Annotated in this window: 22 protein-coding genes; 6 read left to right on the forward strand and 16 right to left on the reverse strand. The window is 43.6% G+C overall.

The window, feature by feature from the left end; genetic code table 11:
* Window positions 1–26 precede the first annotated feature (26 nt).
* The 10 genes from AKG33_RS00330 to AKG33_RS00375 form a co-directional block, all read right to left on the reverse strand.
* Complete coding sequence (locus AKG33_RS00330; RefSeq protein WP_012030780.1) at window positions 27–1424, reverse strand: tyrosine phenol-lyase; 1398 nt, start codon at window positions 1422–1424, stop codon at window positions 27–29.
* 157 nt (window positions 1425–1581) lie between these two features.
* Window positions 1582–3162 carry a ubiquinone biosynthesis regulatory protein kinase UbiB gene (ubiB, locus tag AKG33_RS00335; RefSeq protein ID WP_050707761.1) on the reverse strand — a complete coding sequence of 527 codons (1581 nt, stop codon included), beginning with the start codon at window positions 3160–3162 and terminating at the stop codon, window positions 1582–1584.
* Window positions 3146–3757: a ubiquinone biosynthesis accessory factor UbiJ gene (locus tag AKG33_RS00340; RefSeq protein ID WP_012030778.1), complete on the reverse strand. Its 612-nt coding sequence runs from the start codon at window positions 3755–3757 to the stop codon at window positions 3146–3148. The genes ubiB and AKG33_RS00340 overlap by 17 nt, the downstream gene beginning before the upstream one ends.
* A 13-nt stretch (window positions 3758–3770) precedes the next feature.
* Entirely contained in the window at window positions 3771–4532 is a 762-nt protein-coding gene (gene ubiE / locus AKG33_RS00345; RefSeq protein WP_012030777.1) for a bifunctional demethylmenaquinone methyltransferase/2-methoxy-6-polyprenyl-1,4-benzoquinol methylase UbiE, read from the reverse strand.
* A 2-nt stretch (window positions 4533–4534) separates the two neighbouring features.
* Entirely contained in the window at window positions 4535–4882 is a 348-nt protein-coding gene (locus AKG33_RS00350) for a gamma-butyrobetaine hydroxylase-like domain-containing protein (RefSeq protein WP_012030776.1), read from the reverse strand.
* Complete coding sequence (locus tag AKG33_RS00355; RefSeq protein WP_012030775.1) at window positions 4879–5538, reverse strand: HAD family hydrolase; 660 nt, start codon at window positions 5536–5538, stop codon at window positions 4879–4881. The genes AKG33_RS00350 and AKG33_RS00355 overlap by 4 nt, the downstream gene beginning before the upstream one ends.
* Window positions 5535–6527: a UDP-N-acetylmuramate dehydrogenase gene (gene murB / locus AKG33_RS00360; protein ID WP_012030774.1), complete on the reverse strand. Its 993-nt coding sequence runs from the start codon at window positions 6525–6527 to the stop codon at window positions 5535–5537. The genes AKG33_RS00355 and murB overlap by 4 nt, the downstream gene beginning before the upstream one ends.
* Complete coding sequence (locus AKG33_RS00365) at window positions 6527–8113, reverse strand: sigma-54-dependent transcriptional regulator (protein WP_050707762.1); 1587 nt, start codon at window positions 8111–8113, stop codon at window positions 6527–6529. Before AKG33_RS00365 ends, murB begins: the two co-directional genes overlap by 1 nt.
* Before the next feature lie 3 nt (window positions 8114–8116).
* The gene (locus AKG33_RS00370; protein ID WP_161802444.1) at window positions 8117–9856 is read right to left on the reverse strand and encodes a sensor histidine kinase; all 1740 of its coding nucleotides are present in this window, start codon (window positions 9854–9856) and stop codon (window positions 8117–8119) included.
* Between the two features lie 5 nt (window positions 9857–9861).
* Complete coding sequence (locus tag AKG33_RS00375; RefSeq protein WP_012030771.1) at window positions 9862–10584, reverse strand: 16S rRNA (uracil(1498)-N(3))-methyltransferase; 723 nt, start codon at window positions 10582–10584, stop codon at window positions 9862–9864.
* Window positions 10585–10742: 158 nt separating this feature from the next.
* On the opposite strand from AKG33_RS00375, the gene xth reads away from it, so the two are divergent.
* From xth to AKG33_RS00390, 3 genes are all read left to right on the forward strand, one after another.
* The gene (gene xth, locus AKG33_RS00380) at window positions 10743–11525 is read left to right on the forward strand and encodes an exodeoxyribonuclease III (protein ID WP_012030769.1); all 783 of its coding nucleotides are present in this window, start codon (window positions 10743–10745) and stop codon (window positions 11523–11525) included.
* Window positions 11526–11639: 114 nt separating this feature from the next.
* On the forward strand, window positions 11640–11909 hold the full coding sequence (locus AKG33_RS00385; protein WP_049752484.1) for a hypothetical protein: 270 nt from the start codon (window positions 11640–11642) through the stop codon (window positions 11907–11909).
* A gap of 167 nt (window positions 11910–12076) precedes the next feature.
* On the forward strand, window positions 12077–13405 hold the full coding sequence (locus tag AKG33_RS00390; RefSeq protein ID WP_012030767.1) for an aminopeptidase P N-terminal domain-containing protein: 1329 nt from the start codon (window positions 12077–12079) through the stop codon (window positions 13403–13405).
* Window positions 13406–13478: 73 nt separating this feature from the next.
* Here AKG33_RS00390 and ffh read toward each other — a convergent pair whose 3' ends face one another.
* Window positions 13479–14837, reverse strand: a complete 1359-nt coding sequence (gene ffh / locus AKG33_RS00395; RefSeq protein ID WP_012030766.1) for a signal recognition particle protein — start codon at window positions 14835–14837, stop codon at window positions 13479–13481.
* Window positions 14838–14932: 95 nt separating this feature from the next.
* Here ffh and AKG33_RS00400 point away from each other — a divergent pair, with 95 nt between their 5' ends.
* From AKG33_RS00400 to AKG33_RS00410, 3 genes are read left to right on the forward strand one after another with little or no spacing between them, the layout of a single operon-like run.
* A complete protein-coding gene (locus AKG33_RS00400; RefSeq protein WP_012030765.1) occupies window positions 14933–15712 on the forward strand; it encodes a hypothetical protein in 780 nt (259 codons plus the stop codon).
* Window positions 15713–15728: 16 nt separating this feature from the next.
* Entirely contained in the window at window positions 15729–17018 is a 1290-nt protein-coding gene (locus AKG33_RS00405; RefSeq protein WP_012030764.1) for an HlyC/CorC family transporter, read from the forward strand.
* Window positions 17019–17029: 11 nt separating this feature from the next.
* Window positions 17030–17872, forward strand: a complete 843-nt coding sequence (locus AKG33_RS00410) for a hypothetical protein (RefSeq protein WP_012030763.1) — start codon at window positions 17030–17032, stop codon at window positions 17870–17872.
* On the opposite strand, the gene AKG33_RS00415 is transcribed toward AKG33_RS00410, so the two are convergent.
* Genes AKG33_RS00415 through accB form a run of 5 tightly spaced genes read right to left on the reverse strand, consistent with a single transcriptional unit; the run spans window position 17865 to window position 21969 of the window.
* Window positions 17865–18290, reverse strand: a complete 426-nt coding sequence (locus AKG33_RS00415; protein WP_012030762.1) for a DUF192 domain-containing protein — start codon at window positions 18288–18290, stop codon at window positions 17865–17867. The two genes, AKG33_RS00410 and AKG33_RS00415, sit on opposite strands and share 8 nt — an antisense overlap.
* A 22-nt stretch (window positions 18291–18312) precedes the next feature.
* Entirely contained in the window at window positions 18313–19269 is a 957-nt protein-coding gene (dusB, locus tag AKG33_RS00420; RefSeq protein WP_012030761.1) for a tRNA dihydrouridine synthase DusB, read from the reverse strand.
* Entirely contained in the window at window positions 19270–20154 is an 885-nt protein-coding gene (prmA, locus tag AKG33_RS00425; RefSeq protein ID WP_012030760.1) for a 50S ribosomal protein L11 methyltransferase, read from the reverse strand.
* Entirely contained in the window at window positions 20151–21494 is a 1344-nt protein-coding gene (gene accC, locus AKG33_RS00430) for an acetyl-CoA carboxylase biotin carboxylase subunit (protein WP_012030759.1), read from the reverse strand. The genes prmA and accC overlap by 4 nt, the downstream gene beginning before the upstream one ends.
* 10 nt (window positions 21495–21504) lie before the next feature.
* Window positions 21505–21969: an acetyl-CoA carboxylase biotin carboxyl carrier protein gene (gene accB / locus AKG33_RS00435; RefSeq protein WP_012030758.1), complete on the reverse strand. Its 465-nt coding sequence runs from the start codon at window positions 21967–21969 to the stop codon at window positions 21505–21507.
* Window positions 21970–21983 lie beyond the last annotated feature (14 nt).

Below are 21983 nucleotides of genomic sequence, written 5' to 3' on the forward strand. Positions count from 1 at the left end.
GTTTTTTAATAGTTTGATTAAGACGATTAATCCGCAAAATCGAATCTTGCAGTGAAGAAACGAAGTTGAGGAGGTTCATAAGTGAATTTAAGAGGTCTAATTTCCTTATTATTTTTATATAAGTTGATTACAGAATCTGCCACTATATCCATGTGTCTGTAGGTATAAACACGTCTTGGAATAGTGAGTCTAACTGTTTCAAGTTTTGGAGTATGGTTTTTGCCTGTTTTAATATCTCTACCCGCAGATACTATACCTCTCTCCATTGATCTCACGCCTGAATCGATATATAAAAATGCTGCAAGGGCTTGAGCTGGGAATTGCTCTTGTGGTATGTGAGGGCAGAATTCTCTTGCATCTAGGAATACAGCGTGTCCGCCTGTAGGTTGCACTATGGGTACGCCCGCTTGTCTTAATTTATCCCCCAAGTATCTTACTTGTTTAATTCTGTATTCGATGTATTCATCTTGTAATGATTCTTGTAAACCTATAGCTATAGCCTGCATATCGCGACCTGCCATACCGCCGTAAGAAGGCATACCTTCAAATACAACTACAATTTCTTTAGCTTTTCCGAATAATTCATCATCGTTCAAAGCTAAGAAACCGCCTATGTTCACTATACCGTCTTTTTTACCTGAGCAAGTAGCACCATCAGAATATGAGAACATTTCACGAACAATTTCTTTTATGGATTTGTTCTGGTACCCTTCTTCTTGCTCTTTTATGAAGTATGCGTTTTCTGCAAATCTTGTAGCGTCAAAGAACACTTTTATTCCGTGTTTAGAGCAAAGTTCTTTAACTTCTCTCATATTTTGCATGGATACTGGTTGTCCGCCTGCTAAATTTACAGTAACTGCTAAGCAAACATATGCTATATTTTCTGCTCCGTGCTCATCTATTACTTTTTTTAGTTTATCAATATCTACATTTCCTTTAAATTTTACATCTTTCTGAGCATCATGTGCTTCATCTCTTATTATGTCTATAAATATGCCGCCATTTGATTCTTGGTGATATCTGGTAGTAGTAAAGTACATATTTCCAGGCACATATTGACCTTTTTTAATTGCAACTCTGGAAAGGATATTTTCAGCTCCTCTACCTTGGTGAGTAGGTACAAGATGTTTAAATCCGAATATGTCTTTTACAACGCTTTCAAGATAGATCCAGTTTTTAGATCCTGCATAAGCTTCATCGCCTATCATCATGCCAGCCCATTGCTTATCAGACATGGCATTTGTACCAGAGTCTGTAAGAAGATCTATGTACACGTCTTCAGATTTTAGGTTAAATGTGTTGTATCCTGCTTCTTTTGCTGCTTTTTCTCTTTCAGCCCTACTAATCATTTTCACAGGCTCAACAGATTTAATTTTAAAAGGTTCCGCTGGATATGCTTCTAAATCATCGAAATTAAAGCTCATAAACATTCCTCCCATACCATTTAACGCACAACGCATCATGTATTTACACTATAAAGTGTCATACAAATGATAAAAAAAATAATAATACAAATAATATAAAAGTCCAGCATTTTCACAATATTTTATCGCGTCATATTGGAGAAACAGCGCAGCACAATCAGGCACAAAATAAAAAATAAATGCCCAATCCGCCTACCAAAAACAATAATAAAAATTGCCATAATGCCGTAATCGTCACTGTCAATGCCAAAGCCGTTGCCACGATTAATAATAAAGCGCCCGCAATCGTATTTGATGAAGATTTAACCTCGGGTTGATTAATTTTTTGTTCCAAATAACGATAAGTTAAAAACGGCAATTTGGGCAACGTATTCGTATAATCAAGAGCGTTGCGATGCATATTCTTCCACTGCGTCCGCGGTGAAATCTTTTGCGCCAACCATTTTTCTAAAATCGGTTTTGCCGTCGTCCATAAATCCAAATCTGGATACAACCGCCTGCCTAATCCTTCGATATTAAATAAGGTTTTTTGTAACAAAACCAATTGCGGTTGAATTTTAACGTCAAAATGCCGCACCGTTTGAAACAAATTAAATAAAAACGCGCCGAATGAAATCTCTTTGATGCGTTTACCAAAAATCGGCTCGGAAACTTTACGAATCGCCGCTTCTAAATCCGTAATTCGCGTATCCGGCGCCACCCAACCCGAATCAAGATGCAATTGCGCCACGCGACGATAATCGCGATTAAAAAACGCTAAAAAATTCTCGGCTAAATAATGCTGATCTTCCGGCGTTAAACTGCCCATAATGCCGAAATCGATCGCGCAATATTTGGGATTTTCCGGATCAGAAATATCCACAAAAATATTGCCGGGGTGCATATCGGCATGAAAAAAACTGTCGCGAAAAACCTGCGTAAAAAAAATTTCCACGCCGCGCTCTGCCAAAACTTTTTTATTCACGCCGGCAGCATTCATCGCCGCTTCATCGGAAATATTAACGTAAAAAATCCGTTCCTGAACCATCATCTGCGGGCGGCAAAATTGCCAATAAACCTGCGGCACGTGCAAAATCGTTGAATCGGCAAAATTGGCTTTTACGTGGCTGGCGCTCGCCGCTTCATTTAATAAATCCAATTCACTGCGCATTGATAATTCAAATTCCCGCACAATTTCAACCAAACGCAACCGCCGCGATTGACGGCTCATATTCACCAAATGCGCTAAAAAATACATTAACGCAATATCTTGTTTTACTTTATCTTCAATATCAGGACGCAAAACTTTCACTACCACTTGCGATCCATCATGCAAAACCGCCGCGTGCACCTGCGCCACGGAAGCCGACGCCAAAGCTTTAGGATCAAATTGCGCAAAAACCGCTTCCAGCGGCATTTTTAGCGATGTTTCAATCACTTTTTGCGCAATTTCGCCTGAAAATGGCGGCACTTGATCTTGTAATTTACTTAATTCAACGCTGATATCGGCGGCGATTAAATCGGGACGCGTTGACAAAGTTTGTCCCAGTTTCACAAAAATCGGCCCTAATTTTTCTAAACTCAAACGCAGCCGCACCGCCAACGATAAATCTTCCGGCAAACGCCGATAATGCGCGGGGTGTATATATTTCATCAACGATAAATAGCGCCAAATTCCTTGTTTAGGCAACGATTCATCTAAACGGTAATACAAAATCACCGCAATGATTTCATAACAACGTTTAAGCGTTGCGATCATATCCGGCTTCCAAATGCGTCAAACGCGCTTCTAATTCGGCGATTTTTTGCTCCAATTGCGCAAGTTCTGCAACAAAAATATCAAATTGTGTCTTTGAAACGTAATTACCTGTTTCTTCATTAAAAAAACGACGAATTTCGGCTTCGATATTTTGGCGCTGTTCTTCGCCAAACCGTTGTAAACGTTCCAAAGCGTCCGTTAATAACGCGCCGGCTTTTTCGCCGAAACGTTCGGATAATAATTTCCGAAAATCGAGCGTTAACGCCGATAAAACCTGTTGCAATGCTTGTGCAGCGTGCAAATCGCCTTCAATATATAATTTATCGTGTTTATTGACTTTTCCCGTGCGAAATAATTGCAAAAACGCGCTAAATGTACCCGTTAAACGCACATCTGCCGTTGTCATATCGCCATCAACAATCACAAATCGCGCCTGACGAATTTCAAATAACCACGGATTTGGCAAATGTTCCAAACGCAAAGCAATACGATATCCCTCTAAAACGGCTAATTTTTCCGCAGCATTGGGATCGAGTTGCAAAGCTTGATTAATCGCTTCTTCAAAAAAAGCCGCGGTAAAAAGTTCATTAAGCATTATTGCTCCTTAGTTAATACGGCTTAAAACCTTGATGAATCGCTACCATGCCGTTCATCAAATTTTGATATTCACAAGAAACAAATCCCGCAGCAGCAAACATATTTTTGAGCTCTTCTTGCGTTGGCATCATGCGAATCGATTCGGCTAAATATTGATAACTTTCCCGATCGCCTACGATCATGCCGCCCAAACGTGGCAAAACATTAAACGAATACCAATCATATGTTTTGCGCAACAATCGGGAGCGCATATGAGAAAATTCCAATATAAAAACGCGACCGTTGGGTTTTAACACCCGCGCCATTTCATTGAGCGCTTGTTGTTGATGAGTGACATTGCGCAAACCAAACGCCATCGTAATCAAATCCACCGATTCATCGGCAAATGGCAAATGTTCGGCGTCAGCCAAAACAAAAGTGACGTTTTGCAAAAATCCGGCTTCAATTAAATGCACTTTGCCGCGTTCAAGCATCGATTGATTAATATCGGAAACGATTAACTGCCCCGTCATCGTGCCGCCGCGACTCATTTTTTTACCCAAACGCCGCGCAATATCGCCCGTTCCAGAAGCCAAATCTAAAACCGTTTCCCCCGCGCGCACATCGCATTGCCACACAAACCAATCTTTCCAAAAACGATGAATGCCCAAACTCATCACATCATTCATCAAATCATATTTGCCCGAAACCGAATCAAATACGGCGCCAACTCTGGCGTTTTTTTCATATTCATCAATCGTTTGATAACCAAAATGCGTGGTTTTTTTCTCCATCATTACTCCCGTGATAATTCTTGATCGTTTAAAGCGTGTAAATAACGTTGCCAATATTGTTCGTGGTGCTGCGCCAAATCATAAAGCACTTCCCAACTATAAATTCCGCTGCGGTGACCGTCGCTAAAATGCAAACAAACGGCATAATGTCCCACTGGTTTTATCGCCGTAATGCGTACCGATTTTTTTCCAGCAATTGTTTTCCAATCGCCGCCGTGCCCGCGCACTTCTGCTGACGGCGAACAGACGCGCAAATATTCTGCAGACAATTCATAAACGTGTTCGGAAAACGTCAGCGTTAACATATCGCGCGCCGACGATAAACGAATTTCTGAAGGTACTGGATTCATAATTGTGCACACACCTCGCGGTGATGAGTAATAATTTTATGAACATTTGCCGCTAAATCTTCCGGAACGGGCGTTTGATGTTCGTTCAACAATAACACGCGCGCTCCAGCTGCCACCGCCGCCCGCGCGCCCGTTACCGAATCTTCAATCACTAATAACTGCTCCGGCGCCACGCCTAAAAAAGCGCTCGCCCGTTCGTAAGGTTCGGGGTGCGGTTTAGCGTTGACCACATTATCCAACGTAATCACCACCGAAAAATAACTCAATAAATCGCGGCGACTGCGGCTAACATCTGCCAATAAATTATCCAAAGAATCATTAGTCACCAGCGCCAACGGATAACCTTGTGCATATAAAGATTCAATCAAACTTTCTACGCCATCAATAAAATCCAATCCTTCTTCTTCAATAATGCGATCGCGTTCTGCTAACCAATATTCTTTTAGAAACGTTGCAACATTCATGCGTTCGCCCAAAATGTTTTGCAAAACGCGGCGAATGGTATGCAAATCGCCGCCGATAAAAGAATGTTTCACCGCATCATCGATCGTTAAATTGAGTTGCTCTAAAGCCAGCGTCAGCGACCGTTGATAAATGCGTTCAGAATCAAAGATGACGCCGTCTTTATCAAAAGCAACCGCTTCAATTGTGCTCATCGTTCTTCTCCCACAATCACCGGCTCAATCGTCAACGAAATATCAAAAGCGCTATACACTTCATTTTGCACGCGGCGCGCAAACGCCAAAATTTCCGCGCCCGTCGCGCTGCCTTTATTAACCAAAATCAAAGCATGCCGTTCATAAATGCCGACCGCGCCCTCATAAACTCCTTTTAAACCACAATGTTCAATTAACCACGCCGCCGGAATTTTCACCTGCTGCCCGTGACATTCAAAAATCGGCATATCGGGATAACGGCGTTGCAATTTGTGCGCTTGTTTAGCGCTGATGATTGGATTATGAAAAAAACTGCCGGCGTTGGGTAATTTTTTCGGTTGCGGCAATTTATCCCAACGAGTCGTAGTAACGGCTTGATAAACGTCTTTCGGGGTGTTTAACGTGGCGCGCATACTCGGCAATGGCGCGTAATTAAGATGCAATTCCCCTTGTTTTTTCAATAAAAGTCGCACGGCAACGATGACATAATGCGCCCAATCCTGTTTAAAACGGCTGTCGCGATATGCTAAAGCGCAATCTTGCCCGCAAACGGTTAAAAACTCTTGCCGCTGTCGATCGTAGACTTCCACCGCCGCTAATACATCAGCACATTGACGTCCATAAGCGCCAATATTTTGCACGGGCGCGGCGCCAATACAGCCGGGAATTGCCGCTAAATTTTCCAAACCAAACCAACCGTTTTCACAACAAAAACAAACAACGTCATTCCAACGTTCGCCCGCCGCCGCCCGCACAATCACATGGCTGGGCGTTTCAGCAAAAACGCTGATGCCCCGCCAACACGGGTGAATAATGCGTTGCGCGATTTCGCCAACAAACAGCGTATTACTGCCGCCGCCTAAAATATAATCATCGCTCGTGCTCGCTTTTAATTCTTCGGGTTCTTGCAAAAGTAACAATGTTTTTGCTTGCGATTGCGCTGCCAAAGTGTGCCAGTCTCGTAAATCAATATTGCTTAAAACTTGCATCAATCAATTCCTAATTTTTTTAATTTACAACGCATTGCCCGAAAACTAATGCCCAAAGATTCGGCGGCTTTCGTTTTATTGTTGCCGTTTTCTTTTAAGGCTTTAATCAACAATTTGCGCTCCATTTCTTGCATAAACCCTTCGAGATCGTCGGGCATTTCCTGCGCTTTTTCATCTGATTTATGTACGCGTTCGGAAGATTTTTGAATCGTTGGCGGCGGCGTTTGAGATGAAGGCGCCGTTGTTTGCTTTGTTTGTTCATCGTGAAATTGGAAAGAAAACGCGTTGAGCGGCGGCGGATTATTGCTAACGTAGCCAATATTATTTTGAAAACCGCCATCGTTATTTTCGTTGGGTTCCGTTTCTTTATTAGATTTCGTTTCAATGCCGAAAAAGATATCCTCTTCCTCATTGGTTGCCGCCGGTTTCATCGCCGCTTGCAATGCAAGATTAAGATGAATATCTTCGGCTTCAATTTGTTCTCCGTCCATAAAAGTCAGCGCGCGCTCCAAAATGTTTTCCAATTCGCGCACATTGCCCGGAAAAGCATAAGAATTTAATTTATTAAGCGCTTCATCGGTTAATTTCGCTAACGGATAACCGCGTTGTTCGGCTAATTTTTTTAACAAAAAATCTGTCAATATATTGACATCGCCCGTGCGATCGCGCAGCGGCGGCATCGTTAATGCAACAACGTTTAAACGGTAATACAAGTCCTCGCGAAATTCGCCCAATTGCACTTTTTCTGCCAAATTATCGTGCGTTGCCGAAATAATGCGCACGTCAACCTTTTCCTCTTTATCGCCGCCAATCGGACGCACCGCCCGCTCTTGAATCGCGCGCAACAATTTTACTTGCATCGATAACGGCAAATCTGCAACTTCATCTAAAAAAAGCGTACCGCCATTTGCAGCAACAAATAACCCATCCGTATCTTGATTAGCGCCGGTAAATGAACCTTTTTTATAACCAAAAAATTCACTTTCCACTAAATTTTCCGGAATTGCACCGCAGTTAACGGCAATAAAAGCGCCGTCGGCGCGGTTACTTTGTTCGTGAATTGACCGCGCGGCAACTTCTTTTCCCGTACCCGATTCGCCGTGAATAAATACCGGCGCTTGCGACCGCGCGACTTTTGCAATCAATGCCCGCACTTTTTCCATCACCGGTGCCTCGCCGATTAATGCCGTTTTTCGCGGTTCCCCGTTATCTTTTTTATTTTTAGGTTGACTGCTTAACGCTGAACGGCAAATTGTGCGTAACTGTTTCAATTCAAAAGGTTTATTAATAAAATCAAAAGCGCCGATTTTCAACGCCCGAATTGCCATATCCATATTGCCGTGCGCCGTTATCATGCATACGGGCGTATTGGGATATTGTTTTTGAATATGGGCGAGCAGATCGAGACCGTCGCCATCAGGCAAACGCACATCACAAAAAACAACGTCAAAACGATTTTCTTTTAATAATTTAATCGCCGTTTTAACATTAAAAGCGCTTTTAAATTCAATATATTGTCCCATTAATGCCATTTCAATTAATTCGCAGATATCTTTTTCATCATCAACAACTAACGCGTGATTCATGTTCTATCCCCCTGATGCAGATGATTCAATTAATTGATAACGTTCCATCGTAATCCGAAAACAGGCGCCGCCTTCTTCTCGATCAACGTATTCTATTTTGGCTTGATTTGCTAAACACATTTCGCGTACTAAAAATAAACCTAACCCCGTTCCTTGCTGTTTCGAAAAAAACGGTTCGAAAATACGATCTTGATCGTCTTCGGCAATGCCTAAACCGTTATCGCAAATGTCTAAATACAAAAAATGACCGCTGGTGGCAAAATGCGCTTTTAAAGTAATTTCAACATCTTGCCGACCGCTATGGGCAACGGCATTGAGCATTAAATTATGCAAAATTTGCCGCAGATGTTCCCGGTCAAAATAAATGCTGTACGCCGCCGCGGCGCTCATATCCGTTCTAATTGGAATTGATTCTAAAGCATCGTAACTGCTGGCGTCTTCAATAACTTCATGAATGAATTGATTTAATTTGATGAGTTGCATGGTTGCCGTTTTTTGGCTAAACATGCTTAAAATGTTGTCGATAATCACATTCATTCTTTGCCCGTTATTCGTAATCTTTTCAGCAAGATATAAAATCATCGTATCTTGCGTTTGCTCTTTGATGAGTTCATTAGCGCTTAATACCGAACCCAACGGATTACGAATTTCGTGCGCAATACTGGCGGTTAAACGCCCCAGCGCCGCTAAACGATTTTCTCTAACTTTTTGAAAACTATGCCGCATATCTTCAAACGATAACATAATCAGCGGCACGTACGTTTTCATGCGCACAAAAGAAAACTCTACGCTGTAATCCACTCCTTTGATTTGAAAAGGCGTATGGTCATTTTCTTTAATGCGTTCCCAACGCGCTTGCCGTTGAATAAGTTCCGAACTTAAACTTTGTAATTGTGTTGGCGGCGGCATTTCTGATGGTAAATCAAATAATAAGCGCGCTTGATGGTTCATTGAAATAATTTCTCCAACCAAATTCACCACCACTAACGCCGTTTGCATTTCAGAAAAAACGGTGTCATTGAGTTCATGCAATTGATTAGCAGAAATCGTTTGAATCCACGCTTGAATTTTATTTTCCCGCGCCTGCGTGGCTAAATAACCCACCATAATGACTAAAATAAAAATCGCCGATGACAAAATCGATGTCGTTTGAAAAAGTTGCATATTTTCCAAACTATTTTGGTAAAAAATGGTTAATTTGTGTCCCAAACTGATCGGATTACCTGCCGCGGTGTCGTGCGTCACCCGCCACAATCCCACCAAAAATAATAAAGAAAGATAAGTGACGAACGAAAAAACAATGCTTTGCCGAAAAGATAAAGTCAATATCGAAAGTAATAAAGTTGTCACATAACTAACCGAGAGAAAATCCCAATTTAATTCAGGTTGCAGCTGCCAAAAAAACAACTGCAAAATCAACGCTTCAGCAATGGCGTTGGCGAGAATAATTACCGAGCTGACTTCATCTTTGAGCGCATAAAGCGTTAAAAGTCCCATCACGACGATATAAATCAGCCCGACGATCAACACCGATTCCGGAATATTGCCTTTCAATGCGATTTGTTTACCCAAAAAAGTGGGCGAACAAAACATTAAAACCACAACGAATAAAATTCGACAAACGTTAAAAACCAGCATCAAATTTTGCCGCGTTTCCATGCTGCGCGCTTGCCCTAATGCGCGTAATTTAATGGTATTGTTGAGCGGAATCATCTGCCGCATGGGCGTTTGTCGTTGTTGCATACGCATCACAACGCCCCCAGTAATAATTGTGCTTTTACAACGGCAACCACGGAAGCCGTATCCGCGCGCAAAATGCGCGAACCAAAACAATGCGTTTTCCAGCCCATATGAACCGCACTTTGCACTTCATCTTCGCTAAATCCGCCTTCCGGTCCCACCATTAATGCAATTGATGATGGCATTTCTTTTATCGCCGGCGTGGTTTCATCGTGAGGGCTCAAAATCCATTTCTCGTCTGCAATCGTTTTTAGCGCGTCAATAAAATTCATCGGCAACGATAATAACGGCCACTCCGCCCGTCCGCATTGCAACGCGCTCGCTTGTAAAATGCCTTGCCAATGTTCATATTTAGAAGTTAACCGATCGCCTTCAATACGGCGTTCACTGCGTTCCGTATTCATGGGAATCACGCGGCGCACGCCGAGCTCTACGCTTTTTTGCAAAACCCAATCCATCGGTTCACCTTTTAAAAGCGCCGGCAATAAAATCACTTCTGTTTTGGGGCGCGTACTATGTTCACTGCGGCTATAAACGCGCACTAAAGTTTGTTTGCGATCGATGCAGGTTATTTCGCCGTGATAAAAATAACCATCGCCACAAATCACATCTACCGCATCATTTTCACGCAGCCGCAATACTTTCAGCGCGTGATGATGGGAAACATCGCTTAACGCGACCGCTTCCCCTACTGCTGGCTGACCTTCGCAAAGCAGTCGAATATCACGCATAAAAAATCCTCATAAAAAATAAGATTAAAGTGGTACGATTTTCGCCTCGTTTAAAAACAACGGTTAACATAAATTCCCGTAGCCCCATTTTTAAAATCAAAATGATCCTTTATTTGCTTTGAATTGTACCATTTCCTTATCAGAAAAAAGGGGTATATATGACAAAAATTGGCAGTTGGAACGTCAATTCTCTCAACGTACGAAAAAATCAAGTTATTGATTATTTTAAAAATAATGATTTAGATATTTTAGGACTTCAAGAACTCAAGCAAGAAGATGCCGCTATCGATAAAAAAGCGTTTCTCGATGCCGGTTGGTATTTAGAAACGTTTGGGCAAAAAACCTATAACGGCGTGGCGCTACTTAGCAAAACGCCGCCAGAAAACGTGGTGCGCGGCATTCCCGATTATCACGATCCCGCCGCGCGCGCCATTGCTGCCAGTTATGGAGCGATGCGCGTCTTAAATCTTTATGTGCCTAACGGTAAAGCCGTTTTTGATGAAAAATTTCACTATAAACTCGAATGGCTGCAACACGTTCAACGTTATATTGCGCATTTATGCGCGCATTATCCGCATCTGGTGGTGATCGGTGATTTTAATATTGCACCGACGGATCGTGATGTTTTTGACCCGAGACAATTCCAAGAAAAATTGCTGTGTTCTGATGCCGAACGCCGCGCTTTACACGCACTTTTTGCTTTGGGATTGCGCGACAGTTTCCGCGAAATGCACCCCGAAAAAACGCAATTTTCGTGGTGGGATTATCGTTATAACGCGTGGCAACGCAATTTGGGATTGCGCATTGATTTAGTTTTAATCTCTTCTAAATTGCGTCTTATCGCCGCCGATATTGATACGCAAACCCGACAAAATGAACGACCATCAGATCATAGTGTTGTTTGGGCGCAGGTGGAAAATCCATCTGGCGAGTCTGCATGAAAAACAGTTGAAAATAGCCAAACAATGATTAATATACGCTTTCCATGATCAACGAGAAAATGAGTTCATTATCTCATTGAAATCAAATATGTTTTTAAAACGGAGGCAAAAATCATGGCACACGAAGACGATTACGAAGAAGACGATTTCTCTTACAACGACGAAGATCAAGAATATGATGATGAAATCGATGAAGACGATTACGACGATGAAGCGTCTTATGATGATTTCGATCATGAATATGATGACGACGAAACCGACGAAGACGCAGATTGGCATGATGGCTATGAACGTGACGGCGAAGACGGCTGGTTCTATGATGATGACGATAGCGACGACGATTACGACGATGATGGCTTTGATGATTACGACGACGAAGAATAATATTTTTTAAGCAAATATTATCGCGCCGTAGTGTTCGCTACGGCTTTTTTCTTTTCTGCTTTTGCCTTTTCCCCAATCCACTACTGATTAAGAAAACTGACAAATAAACCGTCCGCTGCTATGATTTTGCCGATAACAGCGATTTGCTGTAGTTACTAGGAGTACTTATGATTCAAACTGTATTACCACAATCAACCTTTGCCAAACGTCGTGAACAATTATTTTCACGTTTGCCAGAGGGGGCTGTTGTCATCTTATATTCTGGGGATTTGGTCATGAGAAATCGTGGCACTGAATACCCTTTCCGTCCCGATAGCTATTTTTGGTATTTCACAGGTTTTCCAGAACCAGAAACCACCGCGATTTTATGCCGTAAAGCCGGAAAAGTGCACTACACTTTATTCTGCGCCAACCGCGATCCCAGTCGCGAAATTTGGACGGGAAAAATTGTCGGACAAGAAGGTGCCGTCAGCGATTATGGTGCTGATGAAGCCTATCCTTTAACAGAAAAACATCGTATCACCGGTTTGTTAGCAGCAAGCCATCATATTTACGCTGTTTTAGGAGAAAAAGCTGAACACGATCAAGAAGTCATGCAATTTATCCGCAGCGCAAACCAATTAGCAGGCAAAGCAGGCACTGAAATTGAAGATCTCAAAGATCTCCGCCGTATTGCTGGCGAAATGCGCATGTTTAAATCCATTGAGGAACAAAATCTGTTGCATGAAGCCGGACGCATCACGGCTGCCGGTCACCGTGCAGCAATGCGTGCTGCTCAAGCAGGCGCTTATGAATATACCGCGCAAGCGGCGATGGAAGCAGAATTTCGCCGTTATCACGGTTGCCATTGGTCATTCCCGAGCATTATCGCTGCCGGTAGTAACGCCTGTTGTTTGCATTATGAAATCAATAACGCCCCACTGCGCAGCGGTGATTTAGTGTTATTTGACACCGGCGCGGAATATGCCGGTTACGCCGGCGATATCAGCCGCACGATTCCAATTAACGGCAAATTTACCCGTAACCAACAAGCGTTATATGAAGTGGTTTTAAACGCACAACTCAACGCCATTCATTCCGCCCGCGCCGGCATTACGCATGACGAATTACACCGTCAAGCCAGTATCGATTTAATGCAAGGCATTTTTGATTTGGGCATTGTTGATGGCGGCGATGCGGCAGAATGGGTTGATAGCGGCAAAGTAAAACGTTTTTATCCGCACAGCACCGGACATTGGCTGGGATTAGATGTGCATGATGTAGGCGCTTATTATGTCAACGGTCAATCGCGTACATATCAACCCGATATGGTTATCACCATTGAACCAGGTTTATATTTACAACCTGATGATTTGGGTATTGATGAATCTTGGCGTGGTATCGGCATTCGCATTGAAGACGATATCATCATCACCAAAGGCGATCCTGAAATCACCACCAGCGATGCGCCAAAAACCGTTCGCGAAATCGAAGAATTTTTAAGCGGTCGTGAATAAAAACAAAAAGTCACAAAAAAAACTGGTCATTAATGACCAGTTTTTTTGCGCGCCACTTTGCGATTTATAAAGATTATTTAAACGGCAAAGATCCCATTGGAACATTGCCTTGATTACGTAAAGACCGCGCCCAACCGCTGTTTTTAAATTTTTTCATTTGTTTTTGCATTTCGCGGAATTGTTTGAGCAAACGATTGATTTCGGGCACATCTAAACCGCAGCCCGCGGCAATGCGGCGTTTGCGCGAACCTTTGATGATGTCAGGATTACGCCGTTCTTCCAAAGTCATCGATAAAATGATGGCTTCTTGTTGCCGGATTTTTTTCGGTGATAAATGTTCGTTTTTAATATGACTGGGCAATGAACCGAGTCCAGGGAATTTTTCGAGCATTTTATCGAGGTCAATTTGCTGAATTTGATGCAATTGTTCACGAAAATCCTCTAAATCAAAACTTTTGCCGCGAATCATTTTTTTGGCAAGCCGGCGGGCATTTTTTTCATCAACTTGATGCTCTAAATCCTCGATCATGCCCAAAATATCGCCCATTCCGAGAATGCGCGAAGCAATGCGGTCAGGGTGAAACGCTTCCAAAGCGTCGGTTTTTTCGCCGATACCCAAAAACTTAATCGGTTTTCCCGTGATATGACGAATTGATAACGCCGCCCCACCGCGCGCATCGCCATCAACTTTCGACAAAATAATCCCCGTTAACGGCAAGGCATCGTGAAACGCTTTTGCCGTATTTGCGGCATCTTGTCCAGTCATCGCATCAACGACGAACAATGTTTCAATTGGTTGCAAACATTGATGCAATAATTTGATTTCATTCATTAATTGCTCATCAACGTGCATGCGTCCCGCGGTATCAACAATTAAAACATCAAAAAATTGTTTTTGCGCAAAATCTAAAGCGCGGTTGGCGATATCTTGCGGCGCTTCTTGTTCGTGCGAGAGAATGAAGGTGGCATTAATTTGTTCGGCTAAAGTTTGCAATTGTTTGATCGCTGCCGGACGATAAATATCCACAGAAACCAGCGCCACTTTTTTCTTTTCGTTCATCAATCGCCGCGCTAATTTCGCCGCGGAAGTGGTTTTACCAGAACCTTGCAATCCAGCCAGCAAAATGACCGCCGGCGGTTGAGTGGCAAGATTAAGCGCGTCATTTTGTTCCCCCATAATGCGGGTTAATTCCGCTTGCACGATTTTCAAAAAAGCTTGATCGGGCGAAAGTTTTTGCCCAACTTCTTGACCAATTGCAGCTTCTTTAATCGTTTCGGTGACTTCTTTCACCACGGGCAACGCAACGTCAGCTTCAATCAATGCCATGCGCACTTCACGCAAAGCATTTTCAATATTTTCTTCACTGATACGGCTTTGTCCGCGTAATTTTTTAAAAGTAGCCTGTAGGCGATCGCTTAAATTATCAAACATGATTATTCCTGATTTTTCTCTGTGATAGCGGCTTGCATTCAATGCAAGATTTCATTCGTGTATTATAACGTTTTGTTTTATTTTTAGGGGCTGTTATGGGGCTTTGGCTGCCGCTGATGGTGGTAAGTCTATATCTTGGAATGAGCGCGGCTTTTTGGCGTCTACGTCAACAAAAAATGAATCCGTTTTGGGCGGTGTTGTTGCTCGTTTTTATTTGCCAAATGCACGCCGTATTATTATTAACATCGCTGACGAATCCATCAGCGCATCTCATCAATTTATCCCCTTTTAACGTTCTTTCCATCGCCGCGTGGCTGTTGACGTGTTGCAGTTTATTGTGTTTGTGGCAACCGCAAATGGCCTTGGTGGGCGTTATCATCGGTGCGATTAACGCAATTTTGGTAACTCTTGCCAGTTTTGCCGGCAATCATGAAGTGCTGAGTCTCAACGAAAAAGGCGTTATTGGACACATTTTTATCTCAACTGCCGCCGGCAGCGTTTTAACGATTGCCTGCCTCCACAGCGTTTTTTATTGGTATTTATTTCACCGCTTAAAACAGAAAAAACTTAAAAATATCAATATGGCATCGCTTTCCCAACTCGAACGCATGACGATCATCTTCATCATGTTGGGCTGGTTATTGCTATTATTTTCTTTATTCACCGGCTGGCTTTATGTAGACGGACTTTTTGCCGCCCATTTATGGCAAAACACGCTATTAACCCTCGCATCTTTTGCCGTTTTAAGCTATTTATTACACGCTTATTTTTGGCAAAACCGCGGCGGACTTTGGCTCGTGCGGTGGTTATTTTTTGCTTACGGGTTACTTCTTACCGGCTACGTGTCGCGTACAATGATGATGAATTTATCCTAAAAAAGGTCAGGAAAACGTGGAATCTCTCCCGCTTGGAGCGTTACTTTTTATTTTAATATTGTGTTTATTGGCATCGGCATTTTTCTCCGCCGCCGAAACCGCGATGATGTCGCTGAATCGTTATAAATTGAAACATTTAGTTGATGAAGGCAATATCGCTGCCAAACGCGTGGCGCGGCTGTTGCGCAAAACCGATCGGCTGCTTGCCACCATTCTTTTGGGCAATAATTTTGTCAATATTCTTGCTACCTCAATCGGCACCATGATTGGATTGCGTTTGCTCGGCGATTTAGGCGTTTTGCTTGCCACCGTCATTTTGACCGTGATGATTTTATTATTTTCTGAAATCTCTCCAAAAACGCTCGCCGCGCTTTATCCAGAGCAAATTGCGCTCCCCGTTGCCCGCGCTATGCAAAGCATTGTTTGGTTTTTTTCACCGATGGTGTGGTTATTAAATAAATTAGTCGCCGCGATTTTTAAACCGTTTGGCATTGATGCCAACCACAAAAAAGAAGATACCTTGAGCACGGAAGAACTTAAAACCGTGGTGTTAAGTTCCTCTACTTCAACCAATTCTCCCGAACGGCAAGATATGATTTTGGGCATTTTAGAATTAGAGGATATGTCCGTTGATGAAGCGATGGTGCCGCGTAATGAATTAGAAGGCATTGATTTAAATGACAATTGGGACGAAATCATCACACAAATTACCAACTCTCGCCACGGGCGTTTGGTTGCCTACCGCGATAATATCGATCAAGTTTTGGGCATGTTGCATTTGCGCGACGTCATCGGGCTGTATCATCAAAACCGTTTGCAACCTGAAGCATTGTTAGAAATTTTGCGCCCCTGCGTTTTCGTGCCTGAAGGAACGCCACTGCGCCGGCAATTATTAAATTTTCAAATGCAAAGAACCCGTAGCGGTTTAGTGATTGATGAATACGGCGATATTCAAGGACTCATTACGTTAGAAGATATTTTGATTCATATCGTCGGCAATATCGCTTCTGAAAGTGAAGAAGAGGAAGTGCCGGAAATCATCAAACGACAAGCGCAGATTTTTGATGTAGACGGCGGCATCAGTTTGCGGTCATTAAATCGAGAATTAGGATTAAAATTGCCGCTCGACGGCCCTAATACTTTATCGGGGCTGATTATCGAACGTTTGGGCACGTTTCCCGAAACCGGAACCGAATTGCATTTTTCCGATTGCATCGTGCGCGTGAAACAATTTGCAGAAGGCGTGGTCAGTGAAGCGGAAGTTGAAGTTTTGCCGCCGCAAAATACAGATGATGACGAGTCATAAAGGAAAAAATAATGTGGTTAGGTTTATTTTTACTGATCCTTTTTCCTTTTTTAGCGTATGCCGTCGCGCGCACGATTTGGTATTGTCAATACGACCAACGCGATCCCGATAGCAACGATTTACCGCAGCAAAGCCATTTTATCGTGCTCGCCTCTTTATATTTGGGCATCGGCATGGTGTTAAGCATTCCTTTGATTGTGCAATGGCATCGCGATCATCAGTTGCGCGTAACGCTTTTAGAACAACCGCTTATCGTATTGATGGCAAAATATCAACCGCAGCTATATCAAAATCTGCTCAATGCCATTCGCCAAAACGCGCGGCAAAACACGCAAAACGATCAAGAAATAGTGCTCAAATCGATTTTAAAACTCCGCGAGCAATGGTTTCGTGAAGTGCCTTATGCTTCTACTGAAGCGATTACCCGCTTTATTCGTTATCGTTATGATGAAGCCGCTTTGCTCGGTAAACAGGATCAAAAACTCTGCGCGTTATTAGATCAGCGTTCTTTAGATAATTTGGCAAGTTCTCACGGCGAATTTATGCTGACGAATTCCGGCATTGTTAAAGAAGCCATGCGTTTGGTTTTTTCAACTGCCGATCCGCGCCGGCGATTGAGTTATGTTGAACAACGCTATGCCGCCAAACAATCGCGTTTAATTCATGAGCAACTCGCCAAAACCTTTCAAATCAACGAAAGCAGCGTGATTGCGCCGCAAAATGAAGCTTATATGCAGCAAAGTTGCCGTTATCAACAAGCTTATTATTTAGCACTGCTGGATTATACCGATCAAAATATGGAAAAAATTGTTCGTTGGTCAATGATTTATCGAGAACAACAATCCGTTAATTAATAAAATAAACTTCTTTCAACGCCGCGCGCGTATAACCCGCGTAAAATTTTGGACGCGTTTCCAAAACAAAAGCGCTCGGCGCCGCAGACGCATAAAAAGGACACCGATCAACCCAACACGGCGCTGCTAAATGCGCATTAATCAACCGCCCGCTTTGATCATAAAACCCAATATGCAACGGAATCAGCGTGTGATACATCCAAAAAGTCGCGCGTTCTTCCCGCGGCAAAATAAATAACATGCCCTGCCAAGGCGGCAACCAAACGCGAAACATTAAACCGCGTTCGCGCGTCTCCGGCGTCATCGCAACCTCTAATAAATAAAGCGTATCATCGGAAAAAGTAGCAATTGCTCGCGGTTGAGCTGTCAACCCACTTGCCCATAAACACAAAAACAATAACCAGCTGCGTTTTATCATTTTATTATTCAATTTCAATGGATTAATTGACAACTGCCTGCGCAACAATCGCTAATTGTGCTGCTAAATCGGTTGCGGTATTAATTTCCTGCCGCCAAAAATCATAACGCGGCATCGGCGCTAAATACCAATGCAAATGTTTTCGCGCAATCAGCAATCCCTGCCGTTGATATAACTGATGCAATGCTGAAATATGTTCACTAATCACCGCGCGCCGCGAAATCGCCGGCAGCGCAAAATCACAATCCAAAGCGCAACGCATATGCGCTAATAACCACGGATTGCCGCACGCCGCCCGTCCAATCATCACGCCATCAAAACCAAATTGTTGAATTAAATCTTGCGCTTGCGCAGTGGTCGTAATATCACCGTTTACAATAATCGGCAACGAGGTTTGCGCTTTAACGCGTCCAATTTCATCATAGTGCGCCGTGCCATTAAAACGCTGCGCGCGCGTTCTGCCGTGCACCGTTAACGCCGCAACTCCCGTGTTTTCTGCGATTTTAGCAACGGTTTCAATCGTCATTGTTTGTTCATTAAAACCAAGGCGCGTTTTCAAAGTAACCGGAATGGATACCACGCGCGTTACCTGCGCCAAAATTTTTTCTACTTGCGGCAAATCCGATAACAACGCCGATCCGGCATTTTGTTTTCCCACTTTTTTCGCCGGACAACCCATATTGATATCGATAACATCGCAGCCCAGCGCCTGCATTACTTGCGCCGTTTCCGCCATTAAATACGGATCGCCGCCAACTAATTGCACGATTTTCGGGAAACGCGCATCGTCATCAAATTGCAATCGTAACTGACTTTCGGGCATCGCAAGAAATTGCGGGCGCGCGTCCACCATTTCCGCAATCGTGTAATGACTGCCAAAACGTTGGCATAAACTCCGATACGGTAAATCGCTAATTCCCGCCATCGGCGCGAGCAATACCACGGGTTTTGAATAATGAAAACGCCCGAGCGTCAGCATTTAAAGACTCGTCAGCCGCAGCAAAATCCAACCCGCGCGGCAATTAATCCGCTCAATGCGGTAATGATCTTGATACGCTTGCTCGAGTTTTTGTTGTTGCCGTTCTAATAATCCCGAAAAGATCATCACGCTTTGCGCGTGCAAATGTTTTTCAAATTGCGCCCGCAAAGCACATAACGGTTCTAATAAAATATTTGCCACTAATAAATCAACCGCCGGCGCCAGATCAGGTTGTTCACACAAAAATATTTTTTCTGCTACTTGATTTTTTTGCGCATTTTCATAACTGGCGGTTAATGCTTGCGGATCAATATCGGTTTGATAAACGGCTTTGGCGCCCATCATCGCCGCGGCGATGCCCAAAATGCCGGAACCGCAGCCGTAATCGTAAACTGTTTTACCGTGTAACGCCGCGTGATTGACGAGATAATGCAAACACATTGCCGTTGATGGGTGCGTGCCCGTGCCAAAAGCGAGCCCCGGATCGAGGCGTAATACTTTGGCATCGTGTTCTTCAATGACGTGCTCGCTTGCTGCCACCCAAAAATGATTGCCAAAGGCAATCGGTTGAAAATGTTCCAACCACGCGCGCGTCCAATCGCTTTCTGGAAGCAAATGTTGCGCAATGGGATAATCTTCACCTAATGCTTGCATTAATAATTCAATAACGGCGTTGGGATCGGTATCCAGCGGAAAAAGTCCGGTAACGCCGGTTTTTGACCACATCGGCGTGGTGCCAATTTCGGGTTCAAAAATTTCTTCTTCGTTAGCTGCTTGATAAGTAACGGCAACGGCGCCCGCGCATTCCAACGCAGTTTCTAACAATAAAACGTCATCATCGTTATCAGCGATGAGCGTCAGTTCTAACCAATGCCGTTGTGTCATGCCAAACCCAATTTGTGTTCTAAATAGTGAATATCCATGCCGCCTTCGCAAATGCGTTCGTCTTCTAATAATTCGCGATGCAAAGCGATATTGGTTTTAATGCCTTCAACGCCCATTTCTGATAACGCCATACGCATGCGCGACAAGGCAATATCTCGATTTTCGCCCCAAGCAATCAATTTTCCAATCATGGAATCATAATGCGGCGGCACTACGTAACCATTATATAAATACGATTCAACGCGAACGCCTAAACCACCGGGCGCGTGAAAATCAGTAATTTTTCCAGGAGACGGAATAAAGGTTTTGGGATCTTCAGCGTTAATCCGACATTCAATGGCATGCCCCGAAACCACGATATCTTTTTGTTTAAAAGAAAGCGGTAATCCAGATGCGATGCGAATTTGTTCGCGCACAATATCAACGCCGGTAATCATTTCAGTAATGGGGTGTTCTACTTGCACCCGCGTATTCATTTCAATGAAATAAAATTGCCCGTTTTCATAGAGAAATTCAAAAGTACCCGCGCCGAGATAACCGATGCGTTTGCACGCGTCAGTACAAATTTTGCCGATGATTTCGCGTTGTTTTGCGGTAATTTGCGGCGCCGGCGCTTCTTCCATCACTTTTTGATGGCGACGTTGCAAAGAGCAATCACGTTCGGCTAAATGAATGGCATTGCCGTGGCTATCAGCGAGCACTTGAATTTCCACGTGGCGCGGTTTTTCCAAGTATTTTTCCATATAAACCATATCGTTACCAAAAGCTTGTTTGGCTTCGGTTTTGGTTAATTTAACGGCATCGATTAATTCCGCATCTTTATGCACCACGCGCATACCGCGTCCGCCACCGCCGCCTGCCGCTTTAATAATGACGGGATAACCAATTTGATGCGCCATTGCCAGAATTTTTTCTGCATCGTTTCCGAGCGCGCCACCAGAACCGGGTACGCACGGAATGCCTGCGGCTTTCATCGCTTTAATCGCTTCGACTTTATCGCCCATCATGCGAATGGTGTCAGGACGCGGGCCGATAAAAACAAATCCCGATTGCGAAACGCGTTCAGCAAAATCAGCGTTTTCTGATAAAAAACCGTAACCAGGGTGAATGGCGTCGGCGTTTGTCACTTCCGCTGCCGCAATAATTGCCGGCATATTTAAATAACTTTCGCTTGAAGGCGCCGGACCAATGCATACTGATTCATCGGCGAGTTTAACGTGCATTAAATTGGCATCGGGTTTGGAGTGAACAGCAACCGTTTCAATCCCCATTTGCCGACAGGCGCGCAAAATGCGCAACGCAATTTCGCCGCGATTTGCAATCAATACTTTTTTAAACATTAGCGCCGTCCTATTCAAGTATGAATAACGCTTGGTCGTATTCAACGGGCTGACCGTTTTCCACCAAAATTTCTTTTACTTTGCCGCCAAATTCTGCCTCAATGCGATTAAACATTTTCATGGCTTCAATGATGCATACGGTATCGCCGATGTTAATTTCTTGACCGATGCTGACAAAATCAGCGGTATCAGGAGAAGAAGCCGCATAAAAAGTGCCCACCATGGGCGAACGAATCACTTTGCCCGCCGGCGCCGGCGCGGCAACGGGAATGTGTTCACTTTCACTTGTTGGCGCGGCAATGCTGGCAGCGTGCAGCGCGGGGGTGACTTGATATTGCGCGGGCATAAACGGCATGGGCGGTTGAGAACCGTAACGGCTGATTTTTACCGCTTCTTCGCCTTCGGTAATTTCCAGTTCAGCAACATTTGATTCTTCGAGTAATTCAATGAGTTTTTTAATTTTACGGATATCCATAAAGTTTTTCTCCG

The organism is Dichelobacter nodosus (assembly GCF_001263335.1).
Lineage (GTDB): Bacteria > Pseudomonadota > Gammaproteobacteria > Cardiobacteriales > Cardiobacteriaceae > Dichelobacter > Dichelobacter nodosus.